Source organism: Ruegeria sp. YTSA135 (assembly GCF_059610165.1).
The window spans coordinates 195,212-215,460 of record NZ_JBXWNC010000007.1 but is presented as its reverse complement, the minus strand read 5'-3'; the positions used below and the strand labels follow the sequence as shown (position 1 = coordinate 215,460).

The 20,249-nt window shown below is 58.4% G+C and carries 18 protein-coding genes; 7 read left to right on the top strand and 11 right to left on the bottom strand.

What is annotated here, in order from left to right; genetic code table 11:
- Positions 1-16: 16 nt before the first annotated feature.
- From AC2FIT_RS11700 to meaB, 4 genes are all read right to left on the bottom strand, one after another.
- Positions 17-367, bottom strand: coding sequence for a hypothetical protein (locus tag AC2FIT_RS11700; RefSeq protein ID WP_496829608.1), 351 nt, complete (start codon positions 365-367; stop codon positions 17-19).
- Positions 368-770: 403 nt separating this feature from the next.
- Complete coding sequence (gene rpmB / locus AC2FIT_RS11695; protein WP_068337516.1) at positions 771-1,058, bottom strand: 50S ribosomal protein L28; 288 nt, start codon at positions 1,056-1,058, stop codon at positions 771-773.
- A gap of 149 nt (positions 1,059-1,207) precedes the next feature.
- Positions 1,208-2,362, bottom strand: coding sequence for a Hint domain-containing protein (locus AC2FIT_RS11690; RefSeq protein ID WP_496829606.1), 1,155 nt, complete (start codon positions 2,360-2,362; stop codon positions 1,208-1,210).
- Positions 2,363-2,465: 103 nt separating this feature from the next.
- Positions 2,466-3,443, bottom strand: a complete 978-nt coding sequence (gene meaB / locus AC2FIT_RS11685) for a methylmalonyl Co-A mutase-associated GTPase MeaB (RefSeq protein ID WP_496829684.1) — start codon at positions 3,441-3,443, stop codon at positions 2,466-2,468.
- 222 nt (positions 3,444-3,665) lie between these two features.
- Here meaB and hrpB point away from each other — a divergent pair, with 222 nt between their 5' ends.
- The 3 genes from hrpB (at position 3,666) to AC2FIT_RS11670 (ending at position 8,245) form a co-directional block, all read left to right on the top strand.
- The gene (gene hrpB / locus AC2FIT_RS11680; RefSeq protein WP_496829605.1) at positions 3,666-6,107 is read left to right on the top strand and encodes an ATP-dependent helicase HrpB; all 2,442 of its coding nucleotides are present in this window, start codon (positions 3,666-3,668) and stop codon (positions 6,105-6,107) included.
- Between the two features lie 174 nt (positions 6,108-6,281).
- Positions 6,282-6,674: an NUDIX hydrolase gene (locus tag AC2FIT_RS11675; RefSeq protein ID WP_496829603.1), complete on the top strand. Its 393-nt coding sequence runs from the start codon at positions 6,282-6,284 to the stop codon at positions 6,672-6,674.
- Between the two features lie 92 nt (positions 6,675-6,766).
- Entirely contained in the window at positions 6,767-8,245 is a 1,479-nt protein-coding gene (locus tag AC2FIT_RS11670) for an inorganic phosphate transporter (protein ID WP_496829601.1), read from the top strand.
- Between the two features lie 5 nt (positions 8,246-8,250).
- On the opposite strand, the gene AC2FIT_RS11665 is transcribed toward AC2FIT_RS11670, so the two are convergent.
- Together AC2FIT_RS11665 and AC2FIT_RS11660 are read right to left on the bottom strand one after the other, a co-directional pair.
- Positions 8,251-9,225, bottom strand: coding sequence for a 2-dehydropantoate 2-reductase (locus AC2FIT_RS11665; RefSeq protein WP_496829599.1), 975 nt, complete (start codon positions 9,223-9,225; stop codon positions 8,251-8,253).
- Positions 9,226-9,291: 66 nt separating this feature from the next.
- Complete coding sequence (locus tag AC2FIT_RS11660) at positions 9,292-10,254, bottom strand: pirin family protein (RefSeq protein ID WP_496829597.1); 963 nt, start codon at positions 10,252-10,254, stop codon at positions 9,292-9,294.
- 303 nt (positions 10,255-10,557) lie between these two features.
- Between AC2FIT_RS11660 and AC2FIT_RS11655 the strand changes: the two genes are divergently transcribed.
- Positions 10,558-11,013 carry a twin-arginine translocation pathway signal gene (locus tag AC2FIT_RS11655; RefSeq protein ID WP_496829682.1) on the top strand — a complete coding sequence of 152 codons (456 nt, stop codon included), beginning with the start codon at positions 10,558-10,560 and terminating at the stop codon, positions 11,011-11,013.
- Positions 11,014-11,018: 5 nt separating this feature from the next.
- Positions 11,019-11,618, top strand: coding sequence for a ferric reductase-like transmembrane domain-containing protein (locus AC2FIT_RS11650; protein ID WP_496829595.1), 600 nt, complete (start codon positions 11,019-11,021; stop codon positions 11,616-11,618).
- On the opposite strand, the gene argF is transcribed toward AC2FIT_RS11650, so the two are convergent.
- Positions 11,615-12,541, bottom strand: a complete 927-nt coding sequence (gene argF, locus AC2FIT_RS11645; protein WP_068337529.1) for an ornithine carbamoyltransferase — start codon at positions 12,539-12,541, stop codon at positions 11,615-11,617. The two genes, AC2FIT_RS11650 and argF, sit on opposite strands and share 4 nt — an antisense overlap.
- A gap of 57 nt (positions 12,542-12,598) precedes the next feature.
- The gene (locus AC2FIT_RS11640) at positions 12,599-13,786 is read right to left on the bottom strand and encodes an aspartate aminotransferase family protein (RefSeq protein WP_496829593.1); all 1,188 of its coding nucleotides are present in this window, start codon (positions 13,784-13,786) and stop codon (positions 12,599-12,601) included.
- Between the two features lie 292 nt (positions 13,787-14,078).
- Here AC2FIT_RS11640 and AC2FIT_RS11635 point away from each other — a divergent pair, with 292 nt between their 5' ends.
- Positions 14,079-14,960, top strand: a complete 882-nt coding sequence (locus AC2FIT_RS11635) for a DMT family transporter (RefSeq protein WP_496829591.1) — start codon at positions 14,079-14,081, stop codon at positions 14,958-14,960.
- Positions 14,961-15,017: 57 nt separating this feature from the next.
- Here the strand turns inward: AC2FIT_RS11635 and AC2FIT_RS11630 are convergent, their stop codons facing one another.
- The gene (locus tag AC2FIT_RS11630) at positions 15,018-15,821 is read right to left on the bottom strand and encodes an ABC transporter permease (RefSeq protein ID WP_496829589.1); all 804 of its coding nucleotides are present in this window, start codon (positions 15,819-15,821) and stop codon (positions 15,018-15,020) included.
- A 126-nt stretch (positions 15,822-15,947) separates the two neighbouring features.
- Here AC2FIT_RS11630 and AC2FIT_RS11625 point away from each other — a divergent pair, with 126 nt between their 5' ends.
- Positions 15,948-16,523, top strand: coding sequence for a GcrA family cell cycle regulator (locus tag AC2FIT_RS11625; protein WP_496829680.1), 576 nt, complete (start codon positions 15,948-15,950; stop codon positions 16,521-16,523).
- Positions 16,524-16,767: 244 nt separating this feature from the next.
- On the opposite strand, the gene AC2FIT_RS11620 is transcribed toward AC2FIT_RS11625, so the two are convergent.
- Together AC2FIT_RS11620 and AC2FIT_RS11615 are read right to left on the bottom strand one after the other, a co-directional pair.
- Positions 16,768-17,844, bottom strand: a complete 1,077-nt coding sequence (locus AC2FIT_RS11620; RefSeq protein WP_224889534.1) for a T6SS phospholipase effector Tle1-like catalytic domain-containing protein — start codon at positions 17,842-17,844, stop codon at positions 16,768-16,770.
- Positions 17,822-20,113, bottom strand: coding sequence for a xanthine dehydrogenase family protein molybdopterin-binding subunit (locus AC2FIT_RS11615; RefSeq protein WP_496829587.1), 2,292 nt, complete (start codon positions 20,111-20,113; stop codon positions 17,822-17,824). The genes AC2FIT_RS11620 and AC2FIT_RS11615 overlap by 23 nt, the downstream gene beginning before the upstream one ends.
- Between the last annotated feature and the right edge of the window lie 136 nt (positions 20,114-20,249).

Sequence of the window (20,249 nt, the reverse complement as noted above, 5' to 3'; positions counted from 1 at the left end):
GAGATTACAAATAGTTTCAGAGGAGAAGCGGGGGTGCTCGCGCTGGTTTTCTCGGGACCGGCAGGGCAATCAAGTTGTTTGCCTTCCGCGGCGGAGCAGGCTGGGTGACCTTCGACGCCAACGGTAAATCCAGCACCGGAACGTCGATCGCGCCCAATAGCGTCAAGGCATAGTCCGGGCAGAAATGTGCAGGTCGCGTCGGCTGTCCGCTGGCGTCCATGTAGACCACCACCGGGCCTGTACTTGTACACAGAACCATCTGCCCTACCGGGCCATCCATTCCGCGCGACGTAGCCACGCCCTGCCCTGTCAAGATGACAAGCAGAGAAACCGCCAACGGCAAGAGTCTGTTCAGAACGGGTTTCATCCTGCGCTAGGTATAGGCCCGACACAAAGCAAGCTTCAAGCACAATCGAGTGCGCCCAAAGCCCGCAGAACTTGGTATCGTGTCAACTGTCCGCAGGTGGACGTTTGACAGACCCTTTGGTCAGGCTCGTATGCAACCTGTTCACCTGCCGTTGCATCCGAAAGCATGTCACAACCGATTTGCCGATAAAGGCAGCCAACAGGGAGAAATAATCAGAAGATTTATATGGCATGTGACTGAACTCCGTCAGATGAATATGAACAAACATAAGCCAAAGAGAGCGCAGTGTATGTGAACAATATCACCAAGCGGAGTTATTTATTTCCAATTGAAAAACGACGAGCAAAGAAAAACCCTGCACCAATCGGTACAGGGTTCGAATTCTTCGCGGTTTGAAAAGGAATTAGGCCGAGGCTTGCGCCTTCGCGATTTCCTTTTTCACCTTCAGCGCGTTTGCTGACAAATCTTCATCCTTGGCTTTGGCCAAGAACGCGTCCAGACCACCACGGTGATCGACCGAGCGCAGCGCAGCAGCCGAGATGCGCAGCTTGACGCCACGGTTCAATGTTTCCGACTGCAAGGTAACATCGTTCAGGTTCGGCAGGAAACGACGTTTGGTTTTGTTGTTGGCATGGCTGACATTGTTGCCAGTCATCGGGCCTTTTCCGGTCAGTTCGCAACGGCGCGACATGGTTTCTTCCTTTGTTTCTGGAGGCCGGGTAAAACACCTGCGGCCAAATCACAAGAGGCGCAACCCGAAGTCGCGCCCGAAAACTGGTTGGATGCGTGTAGTGGGAATCGCCAAGGGGGTCAAGATGGATCGCACGAAATCTTTGCTTGCTAACCAGAGCAGGTTGGTTGTGTGTTCCGCAACAAGGGTTTTTTGTTTCTGCGGTGCCGCTGAAGCAAACGCTTCTGCTGCTGCGCACGCGGAATAAGGCGGGCGGGCTTTAGTATCAGCCTTTTGTCGCGCAGTTTGGGAAAAATCTCGAATATCTCTTGTCTGGCATCCGAGCCCAGCGTTTTCAGGGCTTCCTCACCAAGAAACAGGCTTTCGGTCGGTGCATCTTCGGCAAAAATGACTTGGTGGCAGTCAAAGAGCAGGTGAAAATATTCGACGCTTTGCACAGTGTCATCGATGAATATTCCCGGCAGGGCAGTCAGTTTGATCGCGGGAATCAGAACCTCAGTTGTCCCAAACATCCGCTCTGCGATCTTCGAGCGCACGAGCATCCTGTGCTGAAGTGATACCAAGAGGTCGCGCCGGGGCAACCCGTTGCCCAGCGCCCCCGCCAGAATCCGAACCGGCCACAGGCGCGGATTGTCCATCAAGGCGGCACGGTAAAACCGGCGCCGTCCGATCCACCGGATCGGCTGAGCCCCATGCTCCAGAGTTAAAATCATTTCGCCAATCCGCAGGCATTGAACTGGTCGCACCTCATTCTCTGTCAGGATACCGGTATCCCGGACAAGGCATGGAACGCCCGCCCCGTTTTCAAAGGCTGAATAGGTAACTGCAATGCCTGACGGCAGAGTAAACGTGCCACTGGATACTGAATAACGAACACCGTCCTCGACGGTGATCCTGCCAAACGCGACGTCGTCGATAACTGTCCCGGCCGGCAGGTTCAGCGTGTCTGTGCCTCCGCCCCCGCGAATATCACCGTCAACCGTTGTACTGCTGAAATTCAGCGTGTCATTTCCGCTGCCTAGACGAATGGAACCGACGGTTGACCCGGTGATATCGACCGTATCCGCATCCGAGCCGCTGGCAATTCGCCCACCCACTGTACTGTTTGTAACGGTGATAGTGTCATTCCCGGCATTTCCGAGGACGTTATTGGCGATGGTACTGTTGGTGATGTCTATGTCGTCATCACCACCGCGCGCCCGAATATTGTCGATTGGGCTGCCCTGCGGTACGCCGTTCAGCGTTCCGTTGTCATTTGTGACGTCGATATCGTCGTCACCGTTTGTCCCGTCAATTCTGGGCATTAAATCCGGTCCAGCGCGCTCTGGCCATTAGGATAGCACGGTTCCTTGCGATCTTTAGTCAATGACGAAACTTTTATCGGAACTGTGCAGCGCGACGCTTCGCCTAACGCGGCAGCAAAGACGCCAGCATGGTTTTGGCCGCCGCCGAAGGACTTAATTCGCCGGTGCGCACCTGAGCACCAAGATGGGCCATTTCGGTCCGCGCCTGCGGGGTCGTTAACCTTGCCAACAGGGCGGCACGGACTTCCTGCTCGAACCAGTACTGCGCTTGAGCGGCGCGATTGGCATCCCAATGGCCGCTATCCCGACGCGATTGGGCCAGGGACTGCATCTCGGCCCAGGCCTTCTCTAACCCGTGTCCCTCGACCGCCGAAACGGTCATGGCCTTGGGAAAACCCTCTGGGTCCTGCGGGCGCTTGCGCAACAGGCGCAAGGCACCGGCATAATCTGCGCAGGTCCGGGTCGCGGTGGCTTTCAAATCCCCGTCTGCCTTGTTGACCAAGATCATATCCGCCATTTCCATGATGCCGCGCTTGACGCCCTGCAACTCATCCCCGCCAGCGGGTGCCAGAAGCAACAGGAACAAATCAGACATTTCGGACACCACGGTCTCGGACTGGCCAACACCGACGGTTTCAATCAGGACCACATCGAAAGCAGCCGCCTCGCACAAGGCAATCGCCTCACGTGTCCGCCTTGCGACACCACCCAAATGAGATTGGCTGGGGGAAGGTCGGATAAAGGCGTTTTTCTCACGACTCAAGCGTTCCATCCGGGTTTTGTCACCCAAAATGGAACCACCTGAGCGGGTCGAACTGGGATCAACCGCCAGCACTGCCACGCGCAAGCCCTGTTCGATCAGCATCATGCCAAAGCTCTCGATAAAGGTGGACTTACCAACGCCCGGAGTGCCCGACAGCCCAATACGCAGCGATTGCCGATTGGATTTAGCCAAATGGGTCAGCAATTCCGCCGCCTCCGCCCTGTGATCCTCTCGGCCACTTTCGACCAGAGTGATTGCGCGGGCCAGCGCACGACGCTCGCCTTTCAAAATCCTGTCACCCAGGCTGCGTATGTCCATTTCAACCCCGATCTTTTGCGGCATGACTACTTGCCGCGGGAACACCGTGTTTGTCCAGACCGTTTGGGAAATGCACACCATGTCCCCATTCGCCCACAAGACTCGCTTCTTATTCCTTATTGCCCATCTTCGCGTGGCGCTTGTTCGCAAACCGCGCGTGGGCTTGGGGCTGCGCCGATTGCGGAACTGGACCTTGCCGGACGGTTGGCAGATAAAGCCCGCATGACACGCCTGCCAATCGATGACACCATCCCAGAGTTGCTTGCCGCCCTAAAGGCTTCGGGCCGCGCTGTGCTTCAGGCGCCTCCGGGGGCGGGTAAAACGACACGCGTACCTCTGGCTATGCTTAAAGCGGGCTTGTGCGATGGCAAGATCGTGATGCTGGAGCCGCGCAGGCTGGCCGCGCGCGCCACCGCCGAGCGTATGGCTGAAACACTTGGCCAGCGTGCGGGCGAAACAGTCGGCTACCGCGTGCGCGGTGACGCAAAACTGTCCAAAGCAACCCGGATCGAGGTTGTGACAGAGGGCATTTTGACCCGAATGCTCCAATCCGAGCCTGACCTGCCCGGTGTTGGCGCGGTGATCTTCGATGAATTCCACGAACGCTCTTTGAACGCGGATCTCGGGCTGGCCCTGTGTTTGGAAGTCACCGGCGCGCTGCGCGATGATTTGATACTGTTGGCCATGTCCGCAACGCTGGATGCAGAGCCCGTCGGTCGATTGATGGACGCGCCGCTGATCACGTCCGAAGGTCGTAGTTTCCCGGTTGAAACGCGTTGGTTGGACCGGCCCTTAGGCGTTCAAGCGCGGCGTCTGGACGCGCTGGTCGATCTGGTCGTTCGCGCCGAGCGGGAAACGCGCGACACGGGTGGCGGCATGCTGGTGTTCCTACCCGGTGAGGGCGAAATCCGCCGGACCGAAGGTGCTTTGTCCGGACTGTTGCCAGCAGATTGTACGGTACGCCCCCTGTTCGGAGCGATGCCTTTTGCTGCCCAGCGCGCCGCGATTGCACCCGTGGAACGCGGTCGCAAACTGGTGCTGGCTACTTCGATTGCGGAAACCTCACTTACCATTCCCGACATCCGGGTCGTGGTCGACATGGGGCAAGCCCGGCGCGCGCGGTTCGATCCGGGATCTGGCATGTCGCGCCTTGTGACCGAACGGGTGACACGGGCCGAGGCGACGCAGCGCGCAGGCCGCGCCGGTCGTGTTGTAGAAGGGGTGTGCTACCGCTTGTGGTCCAAAGGAGAGGAAGGCGCGCTTGCCGCCTACCCGCCCGCCGAGATTGAGGCGGCAGACCTGACCGCACTGGCCTTGGAACTTGCGCTGTGGGGTGCGGAGCCCTGCGATCTGGCGTTCCTGACATCGCCACCCGAAGGCACAATGGCCGAAGCCAAGGCGCTGCTTGCCATGCTGGGCGCGCTGGACACCAAGGGGCGGATCACCAACCACGGGCGCGCCCTTGCCGCGCTGCCCTTGCACCCGCGTTTGGCCCATATGCTTCAACACGCAGGACCTAATGCTGCGCCTTTAGCCGCGCTCATGGCCGAACGCGACCCGTTGAAAGCAGCGCCAGCGGATATGTTGCTGCGGCTCGAGGCCCTGCGCGACCCGCAAGCGTTTCAACGCAACCGCGTCTGGCAGCTGAACACCGGCGTCGCGGACCGCATAAAGGCCGAAGCCAAGCGTTTGCGCACCAAAGGAAATGCCAGCGGTCTGAGCCCTGCCGCGATGGCCGCGCTGGCCTATCCCGACCGCATCGGACAACGGCGCAAGGGCGACACGCCCCGTTACGTTCTGTCTGGCGGAAAAGGTGTGGTACTGGACAGCGGCGATACCCTCGCCGCCGCGCCCTATCTGGTGGTCACGGATACGGACGGCAACCCACGCGAAGCACGTGTGCGCATGGCCGCACAAATATCGGAACGTGAAATCCGAGACCTATTCGCGGATCAGATCAACTGGGTAGACAGTTGTGAGTGGTCGAAACGCGACCGTCGCGTGGTGGCGCGCAAACAGGAAAGGCTTGGCGCAATCACGCTAAGTGACCGCATCTGGAAGGACGTACCCGATGGGATGGTAGCGCAGGCCATGCTGGACGGCGTGCGCGATCTGGGATTGCGGCTGGACGGGGCAGCGGCGCGGCTGGCGGCTCGGGTAGAGCTGATAAGGGCCGAAGGGGCGGACCTGCCTGAATTTACGACCGAAGGGTTGATGGACGCACTTGAAGATTGGCTACTGCCCATGCTGTCCGCTGTGCGCAATGCCGAGGACTGGAAACGCTTTGATCTGCTACCTGCCTTGCGCGCGCGGTTGGACTGGACCCAGATGCAAGAGTTGGACCGCCGCGCACCCGGGTCGTTTGAAACGCCCTTAGGGCGCAAGGTGGCGATCGACTATAGCGGAGCGGTGCCTGAGATCTCGGTACGTTTGCAAGAGCTGTTCGGTGTCACACAGCATCCGATTGTGGGGGGCGAGGCACTGAAGATCACCCTGCTGTCGCCGGCACAGCGCCCAATTCAAATCACCCGCGATCTGCCCGGTTTCTGGGCGGGCTCCTACGCTGACGTCCGCAAGGACATGCGCGCGCAATACCCCAAACACCCCTGGCCCGAAGACCCGACGCAGGCCGATCCGACTTTGCGGGCAAAAAGGCGCGGATAGCCGGCAATTTATTGTAGAACCGTCTGCCTTCGGAGAGCTGTTGAAACACTCAAATTTCACTGTAGGTTCACGTTGGTTTCAGACGCGAGGTGCAAGCAACACTTAACGATGTCGACTTGGTTGAAAAAAATCTGGCAAGAGATTGCGCGGCCGGTTCTCCGGCGCCCCCCTCGGGTGCAGTTCGCCGCCATATGCACGCGCGACACGCCGAACGGGCCCGAGGTGCTGCTGATCACCAGCCGCGACACGGGGCGTTGGGTCATTCCTAAGGGCTGGCCAATCAACGGAAAAGACGGAGCCGAAACCGCCCAACAGGAAGCCTGGGAAGAGGCTGGGGTGCAGCCGGATCACTTGGATCGTACCTCAATCGGTCATTTCAGCTACGACAAGGTTATGGACGACGGCTCGTCCATTCCGGTGCACACCAGCGTGTATCGCATACGTGTCAAAGGGCTGGCTGAGAACTACCCCGAGGCAGGACAGCGAGACCGGCGCTGGTTTCCCCCGCAAAAGGCGGCTGAACTGGTCCGCGAACCGGAACTGAGCGCGCTTCTTCAGCAATTGTAACGCTTTGGCAACAACTCTTTGTGAGACAGCTTGCCCAGTGTTTTGAAAACCGATACGCGCGCCACTCGATCCACGCCACCTAAAGAAATCTGATGTCGGACACACTTTCCAAAAAACGCTGGCAAGCTCTGGACAGCGATCTAAACCGCATTTCGCGGGTTGAAACTGCAAATTCACACGTTGTGCGCCCGATTCTGGCCCCCGGTATTGCGCTGGCTTTCATCGCCTTGGCCGGATTGTCCGCTGCGGTCTTTTTCGGGCAGGCAAATGGCGGTTTGATCGTCGTCGCTGCGGCGGTCTTTGGGGCCTACATGGCAATCAATATCGGCGCAAACGATGTTGCCAACAACATGGGGCCAGCCGTTGGCGCGAATGCCCTGACCATGGGCGGCGCGATCATTATCGCCGCAATCGCAGAAAGCGCAGGGGCCTTGCTTGCCGGTGGGGACGTGGTCTCGACCATTTCGAAAGGAATTATCGACCCGGCCTCTGTTCAGGACAGCTCTGTGTTCATCTGGGCCATGATGTCCGCGCTGATTTCCTCGGCCATGTGGGTTAATATCGCGACGTGGTTTGGCGCACCGGTATCGACCACCCATTCTGTTGTGGGCGGCGTGGTCGGTGCAGGTATCGCCGCTGCGGGGCTGAGCGCGGTAAGTTGGGGCACCATGAGCGCGATTGCCGCCAGCTGGGTGATCTCGCCCATCTTGGGCGGTGTCATTGCAGCGGTGTTTCTGGCGCTGATCAATGCAAAAATTCAGTATCAGGACGACAAGATCGCCGCGGCCCGACGGTGGGTTCCGATCCTTGTGGCCGTAATGGCAGGTGCATTTGCAACCTATCTGTCCGTCAAAGGTCTGAAACGTATCGTGAAGATCGATCTTGAGGTGGCGCTGATGATCGGGCTTGCGTTCGGAGTGTTGGCGTGGTCAGTGACGGTGCCATGGGTGCGGCGCAAGTCCGAAGGGCTGGAAAACCGCACCAAGTCTTTGAAAACGCTGTTCGGCTTGCCCTTGATCATTTCGGCAACGTTCCTCAGTTTCGCACATGGCGCGAATGATGTCGCCAACGCCGTTGGCCCGTTGGCCGCAATAGTACACGCGGCCGAGTTTGGCGATTTCGCCTCAAAGGTGTCGATCCCCACATGGGTCATGGTTATCGGAGCGTTTGGTATTTCATTTGGCCTGTTTCTTTTTGGTCCGAAGCTCATAAAAATGGTGGGTAGCCAGATCACCAAGCTGAACCCGATGCGCGCATTTTGCGTGGCCCTGTCGGCAGCAATCACAGTGATCGTGGCCAGTTGGCTGGGCCTGCCGGTCAGTTCAACCCATATCGCCGTTGGCGCTGTGTTTGGTGTTGGGTTCTATCGCGAATGGCACTCGGACAATCGCTGGAAACAGTCAAACCGTCAGCGCCCGCCTGAACAGCGTCTGGCGCGCGAAGAACATCAACGTCGCAAGCTAGTGCGTCGTTCACACTTCATGACTATCGTCGCAGCTTGGGTCGTTACGGTTCCTGCGGCGGCGGTGATGTCGGCGGCAATTTTCGTGTTTCTGACGGCTTTAGTCTGACACCCCTAGGGTGCTATTTGGTCCGGTGACAGCGCAGCTTCTGGTGCCTGCTTGATCAGGGCGCTGACCTTGGCACAGATCGGTGTTGCGACGCCAAATTGGTGGCCCAGACGCATGATTTCCCCTTGCAGGCTGTCGATTTCGGTCGGACGGCCTGCCAATAAATCATATGACATTGAGGTGCGTGCGCTTGGGTCGATGGTCAACATGCGCGCCGCAATGCGGGAAAAGGCAGGCGTCGGCAGGCGCAGGATGTATGGCGTCATCCACGCCGGCAGCGGCGTGGTCGACGCGACAGGATGGCCCGCGGCCTTGAGAACAGTCAAAGCTTCGGACATCTGATCTGCCATAAGCCGACGCCAATTCCGGTCCAGCAGTTGCTTCTTCAAGGTCAATCCCGACAGCGCATTCAGCGCGTTATTGAGGTTTATCAGCAGCTTACCCCACTGGACGGCGTCAATCGTGTCGCTCTCCACGATTGGCAGGTCAGTGCAGCCCAGCCTTCGAGCCAACGCTCCGGGGCCGCTTTGGATGACGATTTCACCAGAGGTGGCGCGGTGAAAACAAGCCGGTTCAGTGGGCACAACGTTGAACGGCACCATACCTGCGCGGACATCATGGTCTGGCAATAACGACCGTAGACAGCGCGCGGTGTCCATCCCGTTTTGCCAGGACAGAGCCGGTGTGGATACCGGGGTGTGTTGAGCAATCAATGTGGCCATGTCTGGCGTCACACCTGCCTTGACGGTCACGATAACCACGTCTGCATCGCCAAGACATCTGGCGTCTTCGGTCAGGGTAAGGCCTTGGGCGGCCACGTTTCGCAACAGGCCAGAGAAATCCGTCACCGTCAGCCCCTTGTCGCGGATGGGATCAAGAATGCGGCTACGGCCTAACAGCGTGACCCTGTGCCCTGAATACGACAATAGAGCACCGCAATAGCATCCTATGCTGCCTGCCCCCGCGATCACAATCCTCATGGCAACCCTCCGCACCTAAAAGGATCGCTGTCGAAGGGGTCAGGGGCAAGCCCCCCTGACGCATGGTCAACGTGCCAACCTCGGGCTGGTCCGCTCCAGCTCTTTTGAAATCGGGATGTATTCCTCATCATCGCCCGGTGGTAAATGAAAAGCGCCATTCGCCCAATCCGCAGTTTTCCATTCGCGCGTGGCCGCCTCGATCTTTTCTTTCGAGGATGACACGAAATTCCACCAGATGTAGCGATCTTCGTTCATGGTCGCGCCGCCCAGCAACATCAGACGCGCCCCCGCTGGTCCGGCTTTCACCGAAAGGGGATCACCGGGGCGGAACACCATCATCCTTCCCTCGTAAAATGTATCACCCGCAATTTCGACCGAGCCCTGGGTGACATAAACACCGCGGTCTTCGTGATCGTCTGGCAGGGGAAAGGACGCGCCCGGGTCAAGCTGTACGTCCAGATAAAAGGTTTCCGACAGCATCGTTACCGGGCTGGATTCACCATAGGCCGACCCCAGGATCAGCCGGGCGCTGACACCGGTGTCTTGAATGTGTGGCAACGCAGCCTGTTTATGATGTTCGAAATCGGGTGCCATATCCTCATGCGCCTCGGGCAGCGCAATCCAGGTCTGGATGCCGAACAGGCTGTGTTTCTTGCTGCGGGTTTCTACGCTGGTGCGCTCGGAATGAGTCACGCCGCGCCCGGCAACCATCCAGTTAACCTCGCCGGGGTAAATCATCTGATGCGTGCCCAGACTGTCGCGGTGCTCAAACTCGCCTTGGTAAAGATAGGTCACGGTGCCAAGTCCGATATGCGGATGCGGGCGTACGTCGATCCCGCCGTCGGTAATGAATTCGGCAGGACCCATCTGGTCGAAGAAAATGAATGGTCCGACAAGCTGACGTTTGACCGAAGGCAATGCCCGGCGCACTTCGAACCCGCCCAGATCACGGGCGCGGGGAATGATCAAAGTGTCCAACGCCGCATTTTCAGACAGGCATTCGGGGCTGTGGGTCGGATTCCAACTCATGACGTCACTCCTGCGATCAGATAAATGGCTTGCGTGTTTCGGAGTATAGAGCGTTTCATTCGCAATGGCAGACGCAGCGGCGCACAATCGGAGTGCGGAGGTTTGGCATGTGGGTGTGTATATGCTCACCTGTTGCGAACATCCTGCGCGCTAGGTCAAAGAAATTCGGCCAGAACGAGAGCAATCACAGAACCGTGAGCATCAACTCGGAACTGTTCTGAACCGTGCTATCTTTGTTGCCAAGCATGAATCCCTTCAGGAGGTTCCGATATGACGCATCCACATTTTTCCCGTCGCTCTGTGATGGCCTTGGGCGGGGCAGTATTGGCCACCGGCGGCACGGGCCTGCTGCTGCCTGCGCGCGCAGCCGGGTTGGCACCGACGCCATCCATGCGCGGTGGATCCAACAACTACCGCCCTGGCGCACCAATCGTTGACCGGATTGGGGAAGGTGGGTTCTGGATGACCGGCACAGTCCGCCGCGCGGGTGACGGTGCCCCCCTGCCCGGCCAACGCATCCAGATATGGGCGCACACCACCGAAGGTCACGAACGTGACCCGCAAAGCCACGGCGCGACCCTGACTGATGCAAATGGTGAATTCCGGCTTGAGATGCCGCAAATCGTACCCGCCTTTGGGCAGCCACATGGTCACTTGGCCTATGACAGCGGAGATTTCGAAACCGTATTCCTGCGCCCGATCATGGCCAGCTCCAAGGACAATAACCTTGCGGCGCATTTTGTCCTGAAACCTGCCTGACCTTCGTGACCCGGACTCTTGTGATCTGGGCGGTTGTGACCGCCGTCTTGGCGGTGCCGCTTGTTGCGGCGGCCTTAAGCCCACTTTTGGCTTGGCGCGATCCGATCTACATCGTGGCCGGTTTTGCCGGAGTGCTGAGCATGGGGCTTTTGGTCCTGCAGCCCTTGTTAGCAGGGCGAGACCTACCCGGGTTGGCCCCCTTGGACAGTCGGCGCTGGCATCGATGGGTCGGCGTCACATTGGTCATCGCCATTTTGATCCATGTGGCTGGGCTTTGGGTTACAAGCCCGCCAGACGTGGTTGACGCGTTGCTCTTCGTCTCTCCCACACCGTTTTCCGCTTGGGGCGTTGTCGCAATGTGGGCGGCATTTGCGGCCGCCACGCTGGGAATATACCGACAACGTCTGGCCCTGCGGTTTCGGGTCTGGAGGTTGAGTCACACCGGGCTGGCCACCGTAACCATCATCGGCAGCGTTGTACATGCCATGTTGATCGAAGGCACGATGGAGATCATGACCAAGACAGCTTTGTGCGCCTTGGCCGTCTTGGCAGCCGCCCGAACGCTGATCAGATTGCGCGTGTGGGATATCCGCCGTCGCAGTTAGACACCCAGACACCAGCGCATCACCGCCTTTTGCGCGTGCAAACGGTTTTCGGCCTCGTCAAAGATCACCGAGTTCGGCCCGTCCATGACCTCTGATGTGGCTTCTTCCTCGCGGTGTGCAGGCAGACAGTGCATGAATAATGCGTCAGGTTTGGCATGTGACATCAGCTCGGAATTGACCTGATAGGGGCGCAGGAGGTTATGGCGGCGTTCCTTGGCAGATTGGGAATCGTGCATCGAAACCCAAGTGTCAGCGACCACAAGATCGGCGCCCTCAACAGCCTTGAACGGATCACGCTCAACCACGATCTTTGACCCTTTCTGACGGGCAAATCCCATGAATTCTTCCTCGGGGTCGAACTGCGCCGGGCCTGTGAAGGTCAGGTCAAAGCCGAACTGACCGGCCGCATGCAGGAATGAGGCGCAGACATTGTTCCCGTCGCCGGTCCAGACCACCTTCTTGCCTTTGATCGGCCCGCGATGTTCTTCGAATGTTAGAACATCCGCCATGATCTGGCACGGATGCGTGCGATCCGTCAGGCCGTTGATGACCGGAACGTCAGAGTATTCCGCCATCTCCGTCAGGATGGTTTCGTCAAAGGTCCGGATCATGATCATGTCGACATAGCGCGACATCACGCGGGCCGTATCTGCAATCGTTTCACCGTGCCCCAGTTGCATATCCTTGCCGGACAGCACCATGGTCTGCCCACCCATCTGACGTACACCCACATCGAAGGACACGCGCGTCCGGGTCGAGGGCTTTTCAAAGATCAGCGCAACCATGCGGCCTTTTAGCGGCTGATCATCATCCGGTGCGGCCTTGGGGCGACCATGGCGGGCCATTTTCATTTCTCCGGCCGTGTTGATCATCGTGCGCAGATCGCCCGCGTCCGTTTTGTGGATATCAAGGAAATGGTTCATTTCGTTTCACTTCTGGCTATTGGTTGCCCAGGGACAACGCCCCGGAACATCAAAAAATCAGGCGTCAGCAAGCTGGGCTTCGATCTGCTTGGCGGCTTTATCAAGGCGGATCATCGCCTGTGCGATGTCATCCTCGGTCAGTATCAACGGCGGCAGCAGCCGGATCACATTGTCCGCCGCAGGAACGGTGATGACTTCGTTGTCATAGCCTGCATTCACCACGTCAAGATTAGGAGCCTTGCACTTCAATCCCAGCATCAGACCCACACCGCGAACCTCTTCATAAACCTCTGGATGATCGGCAACCAGCCCTTCCAGCTTTTGGCGCAGCAATCCCGCCTTGCGGTTTACGCCTTCAAGAAAGGCAGGGGTCGCGACCTGATCCAGGACCGCACAGCCTACGGCGCAGCCAAGAGGGTTTCCACCATAGGTCGACCCGTGCGTTCCAGCGGTCATACCGCTTGCGGCGTTTTCGGTCGCAAGCACCGCGCCCAGCGGGAAACCTCCGCCAATGCCCTTGGCGACCAGCATAATGTCCGGAGTGATACCGGCCCATTCATGCGCAAACAGCTTGCCAGTGCGGCCCATGCCGCATTGTACCTCGTCAAGGATCAGCAGCAGCCCATTGTCATCGCAAATCTGGCGCAAGGCTTTCAGTTCGGCATCTGGCACAGGGCGAATGCCGCCTTCGCCCTGAACCGGTTCGATCATGATCGCTGCGGTCTTTTCGTTGATGGCATTGGTGACGCCGTCAAGATCGCCGAACGCGACATGCACGAAACCGGGCAGAAGCGGGCCAAAACCCTTGGTCATCTTCTCGGACCCGGCTGCTGCGATACCTGCCGAAGACCGCCCATGAAACGAGCCGTCGAAGGCAATAACCTCGACCCGCTCGGGCTGCCGCTGATCATAAAAGTACTTGCGGGCCATCTTCACCGCCAATTCGCAGGACTCAGTACCTGAATTGGTGAAAAAGACAGTGTCGGCAAAGGTAAGCTCGACCAGCTTGTCGGCCAGCGCTTGCTGCTGCGGGATATTATACAAGTTCGATACGTGCCACAGCGCGTGCGCCTGTTCCGTCAACGCATTTACCAGCGCCGGATGCGCATGGCCCAGCGCGTTCACCGCGATCCCGGCACCTAAGTCCAGAAAACGTCGGCCATCCGCCTCGGTCAGCCAAGCGCCTTCACCCTTTACGAATGTCAATGGCGCGCGGTTATAGGTCGGCAGAACGGACGGGATCATCGGATCATCCTTTTCAGATAAGTTAAGCCTTGTGAGTGATACACGAGGCCCATGTTCGTCAACAGATTTGGTGGGGTCTGCGCGGTTTTACAGCGCGCAAGTGATCAAACAGGCCGGTTACGCGGTCAGGCGTCGGCGTCGGAGTCGCAGGGTATTTGCACGTTTGATCATATGACGTCGTATAACGGGGCACGCGCCCTGTGGAAACCCTGAAATTCACGTCATGGAAGATTCACGTGATACGCGGCATTTCCTGCTTGCCATTCCTGGCACAGTAACGCACCGCTGAGCCATGACTCCGGCACGACATAATCCCCCGCTTGCAGCTCTGCTGATCGTTTCCGCCAGCGCCTTTATCGCGGGCACAACGTTGCTGGCCAAAGCCTTGGGGACAGACACACTGGGTCCGGCTTTGCATCCGATGCAAATCAGCCATGGGCGGTTTCTGTTCGCGTTTCTGGTGATCCTCGGCGCAGTGGGTGTATTGCGCCCACGCTTGAGTCGCCCGAATTGGGGGTTGCATATTGGGCGGACCAGCTTTGGTTGGGCGGGAATCACGCTGATCTTTGCCTCGGTCGCGTTCATTCCAATCGCGGATGCCACCGCGTTGTCGTTTCTGAACCCTGTCTTCGCCATGGTTCTGGCAATCCCGTTATTGAAAGAAGGCGTAGGACCGTGGCGCTGGCTGGCCGCTGCCGTGGCCCTGACCGGAGCGTTGATCCTGCTGCGACCAACGCCTGCCAGCTTCCAGCCCGCGGCCCTTTTAGCTCTGACCGCAGCCGGGATGATCGGGATGGAGTTGATTTTCATCAAAAAACTGTCCGGGCGTGAGAGACCGATACAGATCCTGCTGATTAACAACGCGATGGGGCTGACTATTGCCTCGATCGCGGTCAGCTTTGTGTTCCAGATGCCAACGTCCCAACAATGGGCCGCGCTGGTGGGGATCGGCGTGCTGATGGCCTGCGCACAGGCTTGCTTTGTCAATGGAATGGCAAGGGCGGATGCATCTTTCGTGGCACCAATCAGCTATGCCACACTGATTTTTGCAGCCCTCTACGATTTTGCCGTGTTTGGCGTCATCCCGGACGCAATCAGCCAGCTTGGGTCGGCCATCATTCTAACCGGAGGCTTTATTCTTGTCTGGCGCGAAGCGCGTATCAGAACCGTGTGACCCGCGAGTTCCTCAGGCTCTCGGCCTAAACCCTCTCAGACCAAAACTGCGCCCGACCTATGCCTTCAGCCGGTATCCCTTGCGCAACATATGCCAGGTCACGGCGCAAATAGCCAAGGTCGCGCCACTGCACACTGCAATCCCCAACGCCGGAGCGCTGTCGGACACTCCGATCATGCCATGACGTAATCCGTCGATCAGGTAGAAAACCGGATTTACATGGCTTAGGCGGTTCAGAATAGGCGGCAGCGCTTCGACCGAGTAAAACGTGCCTGACAAGAAAGCGAGCGGCGTGACGATAAAGTTGGTGATAGCCGCCATTTGATCGAACTTATTTGCGAAAATCCCGGCAAACAGACCCAGTGCGCCCATAAAGGCACCTCCGAGGATAACAAACACCAGTGCAATCAATGGTTTCTGTGGCATCAGGCCCAGCACCAGCGCAAGCGCAAGCGCGATAACGCATGCGATCAGAACACCGCGTGCGATGCCTCCGGCCAGATAACCCAGCAGGATTTCCAATGGCGAAAGCGGCGGCATCAGCGTGTCGACGATGTTTCCCTGCACTTTGGCGATCACCATCGAAGACGACGTGTTGGCAAACGCGTTCTGGATCACAGTCATCATCATGATGCCGGGCGCCAGGAAAGTCAGAAACGGCACGCCCATTACGTCAGCACGGCTGGGGCCAATGGCGATATTGAAAATCAACAGGAATAACCCGGCAGTCACCAAAGGTGCCAACAGGGTCTGCGTCCACACCACTAAAAAGCGCTGGGTCTCGCGCTTGGCCAGCGTGTACAGGCCCATCCAGTTGACCGTTCCAAAACGACGCTCGTGCTGCTCAAAGGAAATTTGCATCCTTGATCCTTAACCTGATTCGAAGACTGCTTGTAACTCGGTGCGCAGTGATTAAAATAGGGGGCTGATACGAATTCCCAAGGCGGTCCGAATCTGGGGCCGCTTTCCGCTTTTGAAAGGCAAATGATGTCCTGGACTGACGAGCGCGTAGAACTTTTGAAAAAGATGTGGGGCGAAGGCCAGTCGGCCAGCCAGATCGCCAAGGAACTGGGCGGCGTGACCCGCAACGCCGTGATCGGCAAGGTTCACCGTCTGGGCCTGTCGAACCGCGCCACAGGCGCGACCCCGGCTAAGTCGGAACCAAAGGAAAAACCGGCTCCTGCACCAAGGGCCGAGGTGAAACCAAAGCCCGCGCCAAAAACCGAACCGGCCCGCCCTGCCCCTGCCCCAACGGCTGAGGCGAAGCCCGCCGTACCCGCACGCCGCCAGATCATCCCGGCTGGCCAGCCATTGCCGCCGCAGCCCTCGGCTAATGAAATCAGCCCCGAAGCGCTCGCCAAGGTCAATGAGATCGAGAAAAAGGCCAAGAAGCTGACGCTAATGGAACTAACGGAAAAGACATGCAAATGGCCCGTTGGCGACCCCGCGACCGAGGATTTCTGGTTCTGTGGACTGCCCGTTGAGCCCGGAAAACCCTATTGCGAGGCCCATGTGGGCGTTGCCTTCCAACCGATGAGCTCCCGCCGCGACAGGCGTCGGTGATACCGGCGCCGAAGGTCAAAGCCGCAAACAAAAACATTGGTTCGATCACGTGAATCGCTACATGGCGCTGGCCAAACATCGGCCAGCACTTCATCGATAGTTCCTGTGATGTTTAGTGTCATTCCGACGCATTCGGACAAAAGCCTATCGTTGCCCGGGATCCACAGGTCTTGGGAGAAGCGCACTTAAAGACAAGTGTTTCCGTTCCATTCGGTGGGCTGGGACCAAGACCTTTTGGCTTTATCTATTGCGCCGGATGCGAAGGCACATCCGGCATCGGAACCCATCCCGGCAGTTCCTCTGGCGAAACCGAATCGTGCAACCGCTCGGACCGGTCGCGGCCTATTGTGCGATGTTTACGCAGCAGAAAAATCTTACCCCAACCTCGCCACGTTCCAACTGACGGTCCAGCAGTCGAGGCGGGAAACCTGTGACGCCAATCTTCAGGCAGCGGCAGCCCGTGCCGCTCCGCCTTCTCTAACATCCAGATAAGTGAGATGTTGCTAAGCTGGCGCGCCTCTTCAAAACCGTTCAATTGCCCGCCGACATCGCCGTGCGTTCCCCGGAACCAGACCTGTTCAACGTGACCCTTGAAGTCAGGCGTGCATTTCCAAAGCACCGGCTCAAAAACCTCACGCGTTTCGTCCAGCGCAATCGCGTGGTACCCGTGCCGGACGGCGGGACCAAGCTCGTGATTGTGGAATGCATGCTTGTCCTCGGCCCAGCGCCACAGCAGAGGCAGGCGCAGACCGAGCGCCTTGACCGTATCCCAGACCCCAATCATCTCGATAGCAACCTCCGGGTGGCAGAACCGCTGGCGGAAAACCTGCGCCGCCATTCCGTCTGGATTGCATTCGTAGTGGCGATACGCCTGTTTGATGTTGCGCTCGGTTGCATGTTCCGCCTTGAGCAAGCCGATCATGTCAATCACGCCCGCAAGGCTGCGCACACCATAAGCACCGCGTGAATACCCGATAAAGAACACCCGGTCGCCGGGTTTGTAGCGCGATGCAAGATACCCGTAAGCTCGACGGATCTGTCGGTTGACACCGCGCCCCATCATCACATCAAGCGAGGATTTCCAGCTTTCCCACTGCACCCCTGCCTCGTAGAAAACCGAGACCTTGCTGCCCATCTCTTGACACAAGCGGAATGTCTGGCCGGCATGGGTTTCAAAACCCGGCTCAAGTGTCGACATTGTGCCGTCGAGGATAATGACATGACTAATAGGCTCGCGGTGCAGCGCCTCGGCCGAGTGTTCGGACCGCAGAGGCCGTCCGAGCCATCCCAGTACCTTTCTACTCAGCCGCGACAGATTCATGCGTCAGCATTTCCCAAACTCTGAGGGGTGTGAAGGGCATATCTGCCTGCCGCACCCCGTGTTCCCACAGCGCATCCTGAACCGCGTTTGCCACTGCGGCCAATGCACCCACGGTGCCGGCCTCTCCACATCCCTTCATCCCCATCGGGTTGGACGTTGACGGAACCGGCGCCGACGTAAACTTAATCATGGGTATCTCGGTGGCGCGAGGCAAGGCGTAGTCCATCAACGAAGCCGTGAGCAGTTGCCCCTGCGCATCATGAACCACATGCTCGCTAAGCGCCTGACCGATACCCTGCGCAACACCGCCATGAACCTGACCTTTGGCCAGCATCGGGTTGATAAGGTTTCCGAAATCATCAACCACCGTATACCGGTCAACCCATGTTTCACCTGTTTGAGGGTCAACAACCACTTCTGCAACATGGGCGCCATTGGGATAGCTGCGCGCGTCCAGGGTAATGCGTGCCTCATGCTTCAACAGATCGGTACGTCCATCGGTGCGCGCCATCTCGGCCGCCTCAGTCAATGTCGGTGTCAGGTTCGAACCCGGTGCGCGAAATGTTTCGTGATCAAAGCTCACCTCGGCCTCCTCCACCCCCATCTTATCGGCGAGATAAGGCGTGAATGCGGCGATCATGACGTCAACTGTGGCCAGCGTGGCTGTGCTCTGAACCGTAACCGAACGTGACCCTCCGGTTCCGCCGCCTTGGGGCAACTGATCGCTGTCCCCCTGAACGACAGTGATCTGATCCATCGGAATGCCCGTTTGATCCGACAGGAATTGGGCATAAACCGTTTCATGCCCTTGCCCGTTCGACTGCGTCCCGACGTAAAGCTTCACGGTTCCATCCTCGCAGAATTCCACTTTTGCGTTCTCGGAGGGATCACCCAGAATACTTTCGATATAGTAACACAGACCCTGCCCCCGGATCAGACCGCGCGCCGCATCGGCGGCCTTGCGTTCGGCGAAGCCTTTGGTCTGCTCGCCCGCGCTTGCCAGAACCATGTTGAAATCGCCAACGTCATAGGTTTCACCGGTTGCGCTTTTGTACGGGAACGCCTCGGGCCGGATGAAATTCTTGCGGCGCAGCTCCCACGGATCGACGCCAAGCTCACGCGCGGCGCGGTCCATCACCCGTTCAAGCACATATATCGCCTCGGGCCGCCCTGCCCCACGATACGCGTCAACCTGCGTGGTGTTGGTATAAAAGCCCTCGACCCGCAGGAAAGTTGTCTGCACGTCGTAGACGCCCATCAGGACTTTACTGAACAGGCTGGTCTGGATCGCCTGCCCGAAATGGCTGTTATAGGCCCCTAGATTGACCTTGCTGTGCACGCGATACGCGGTGATCTTGTGATCTGCGTCAAAAGCCAGCTCTGCCAGAGAGGTCAGATCACGACCGTGATGGTCTGACAGCATCGCCTCGGACCGGTCGGACATCCAATGAACGGGCTGGCCCAGTTTCATCGCGGCTGCGGCAACACAGAAATACTCGGGGTAAGGCATGGCTTTCATTCCAAACCCGCCGCCAACATCCGGGGTCGTGACACGGATGGTTTCAGGTTCCAGCTTCAGCTTCTGCGCCAATTGTCCACGCATGGCCCAGACACCCTGCCCGCCGTAACTAAAGTGCAGCCGTCCGCCAGCCCAATGCGCCTGACACCCGCGCGGTTCAATAGACGTGACAATTACCCGGTTGTCGGCCACATCCAGCCGGACAGTATGGGCTGCACTCTGAAAGGCAGTCTCGGTCGCCGCCTCATCCCCCAAACCCCAGTCAAACGCACGGTTGTCGGGCGCTTCATCATGCAGCGGTTCACCACCACTAACCAAATCAAGCTTGGCGGGCAGGTCTTCGGTTTCGATCCAGATCAGTTCAGCCGCATCACGGGCCTGCGTTTGTGTTTCTGCGATCACCACGGCGACCGGCTCGCCAACAAAACGCACGCGATCTTTGGCCAACATATGCCGTTCCGGTGCTGCCGCCTTCGAGCCATCGCGGTTCGACAACCTCGTCGCGCTGAGAACAGTATCAATCCCGGCCTCTGCCAAATCGTCCAGCGCCATGACCAGCCGCACACCGTCCGCCTCACGCGCTGCGTCCATATCCAGCGCCTTGATACGTCCATGCGCGACCGGACTGCGAAAGAAGGCTGCATAAAGCGTATCAGCGGGCACCGAGTCGTCGATATATTGCCCTTGCCCGGTAAGAAACCGCTGATCCTCGGTCCGTTTCACTGGCTGACTTTTTCCGAATTTTTCCATGGGTTGCTCCTGCGGCGGCCTGTAGGGGCGACATTAGGATCCACCGGTCCAATGTCCAGAGGGTCCGCAGACCCTTCCCCTTCCTTTAAGCATTCGTTATTGCAGGCGCTGACCCAAGATTGATGACGCAGGACGC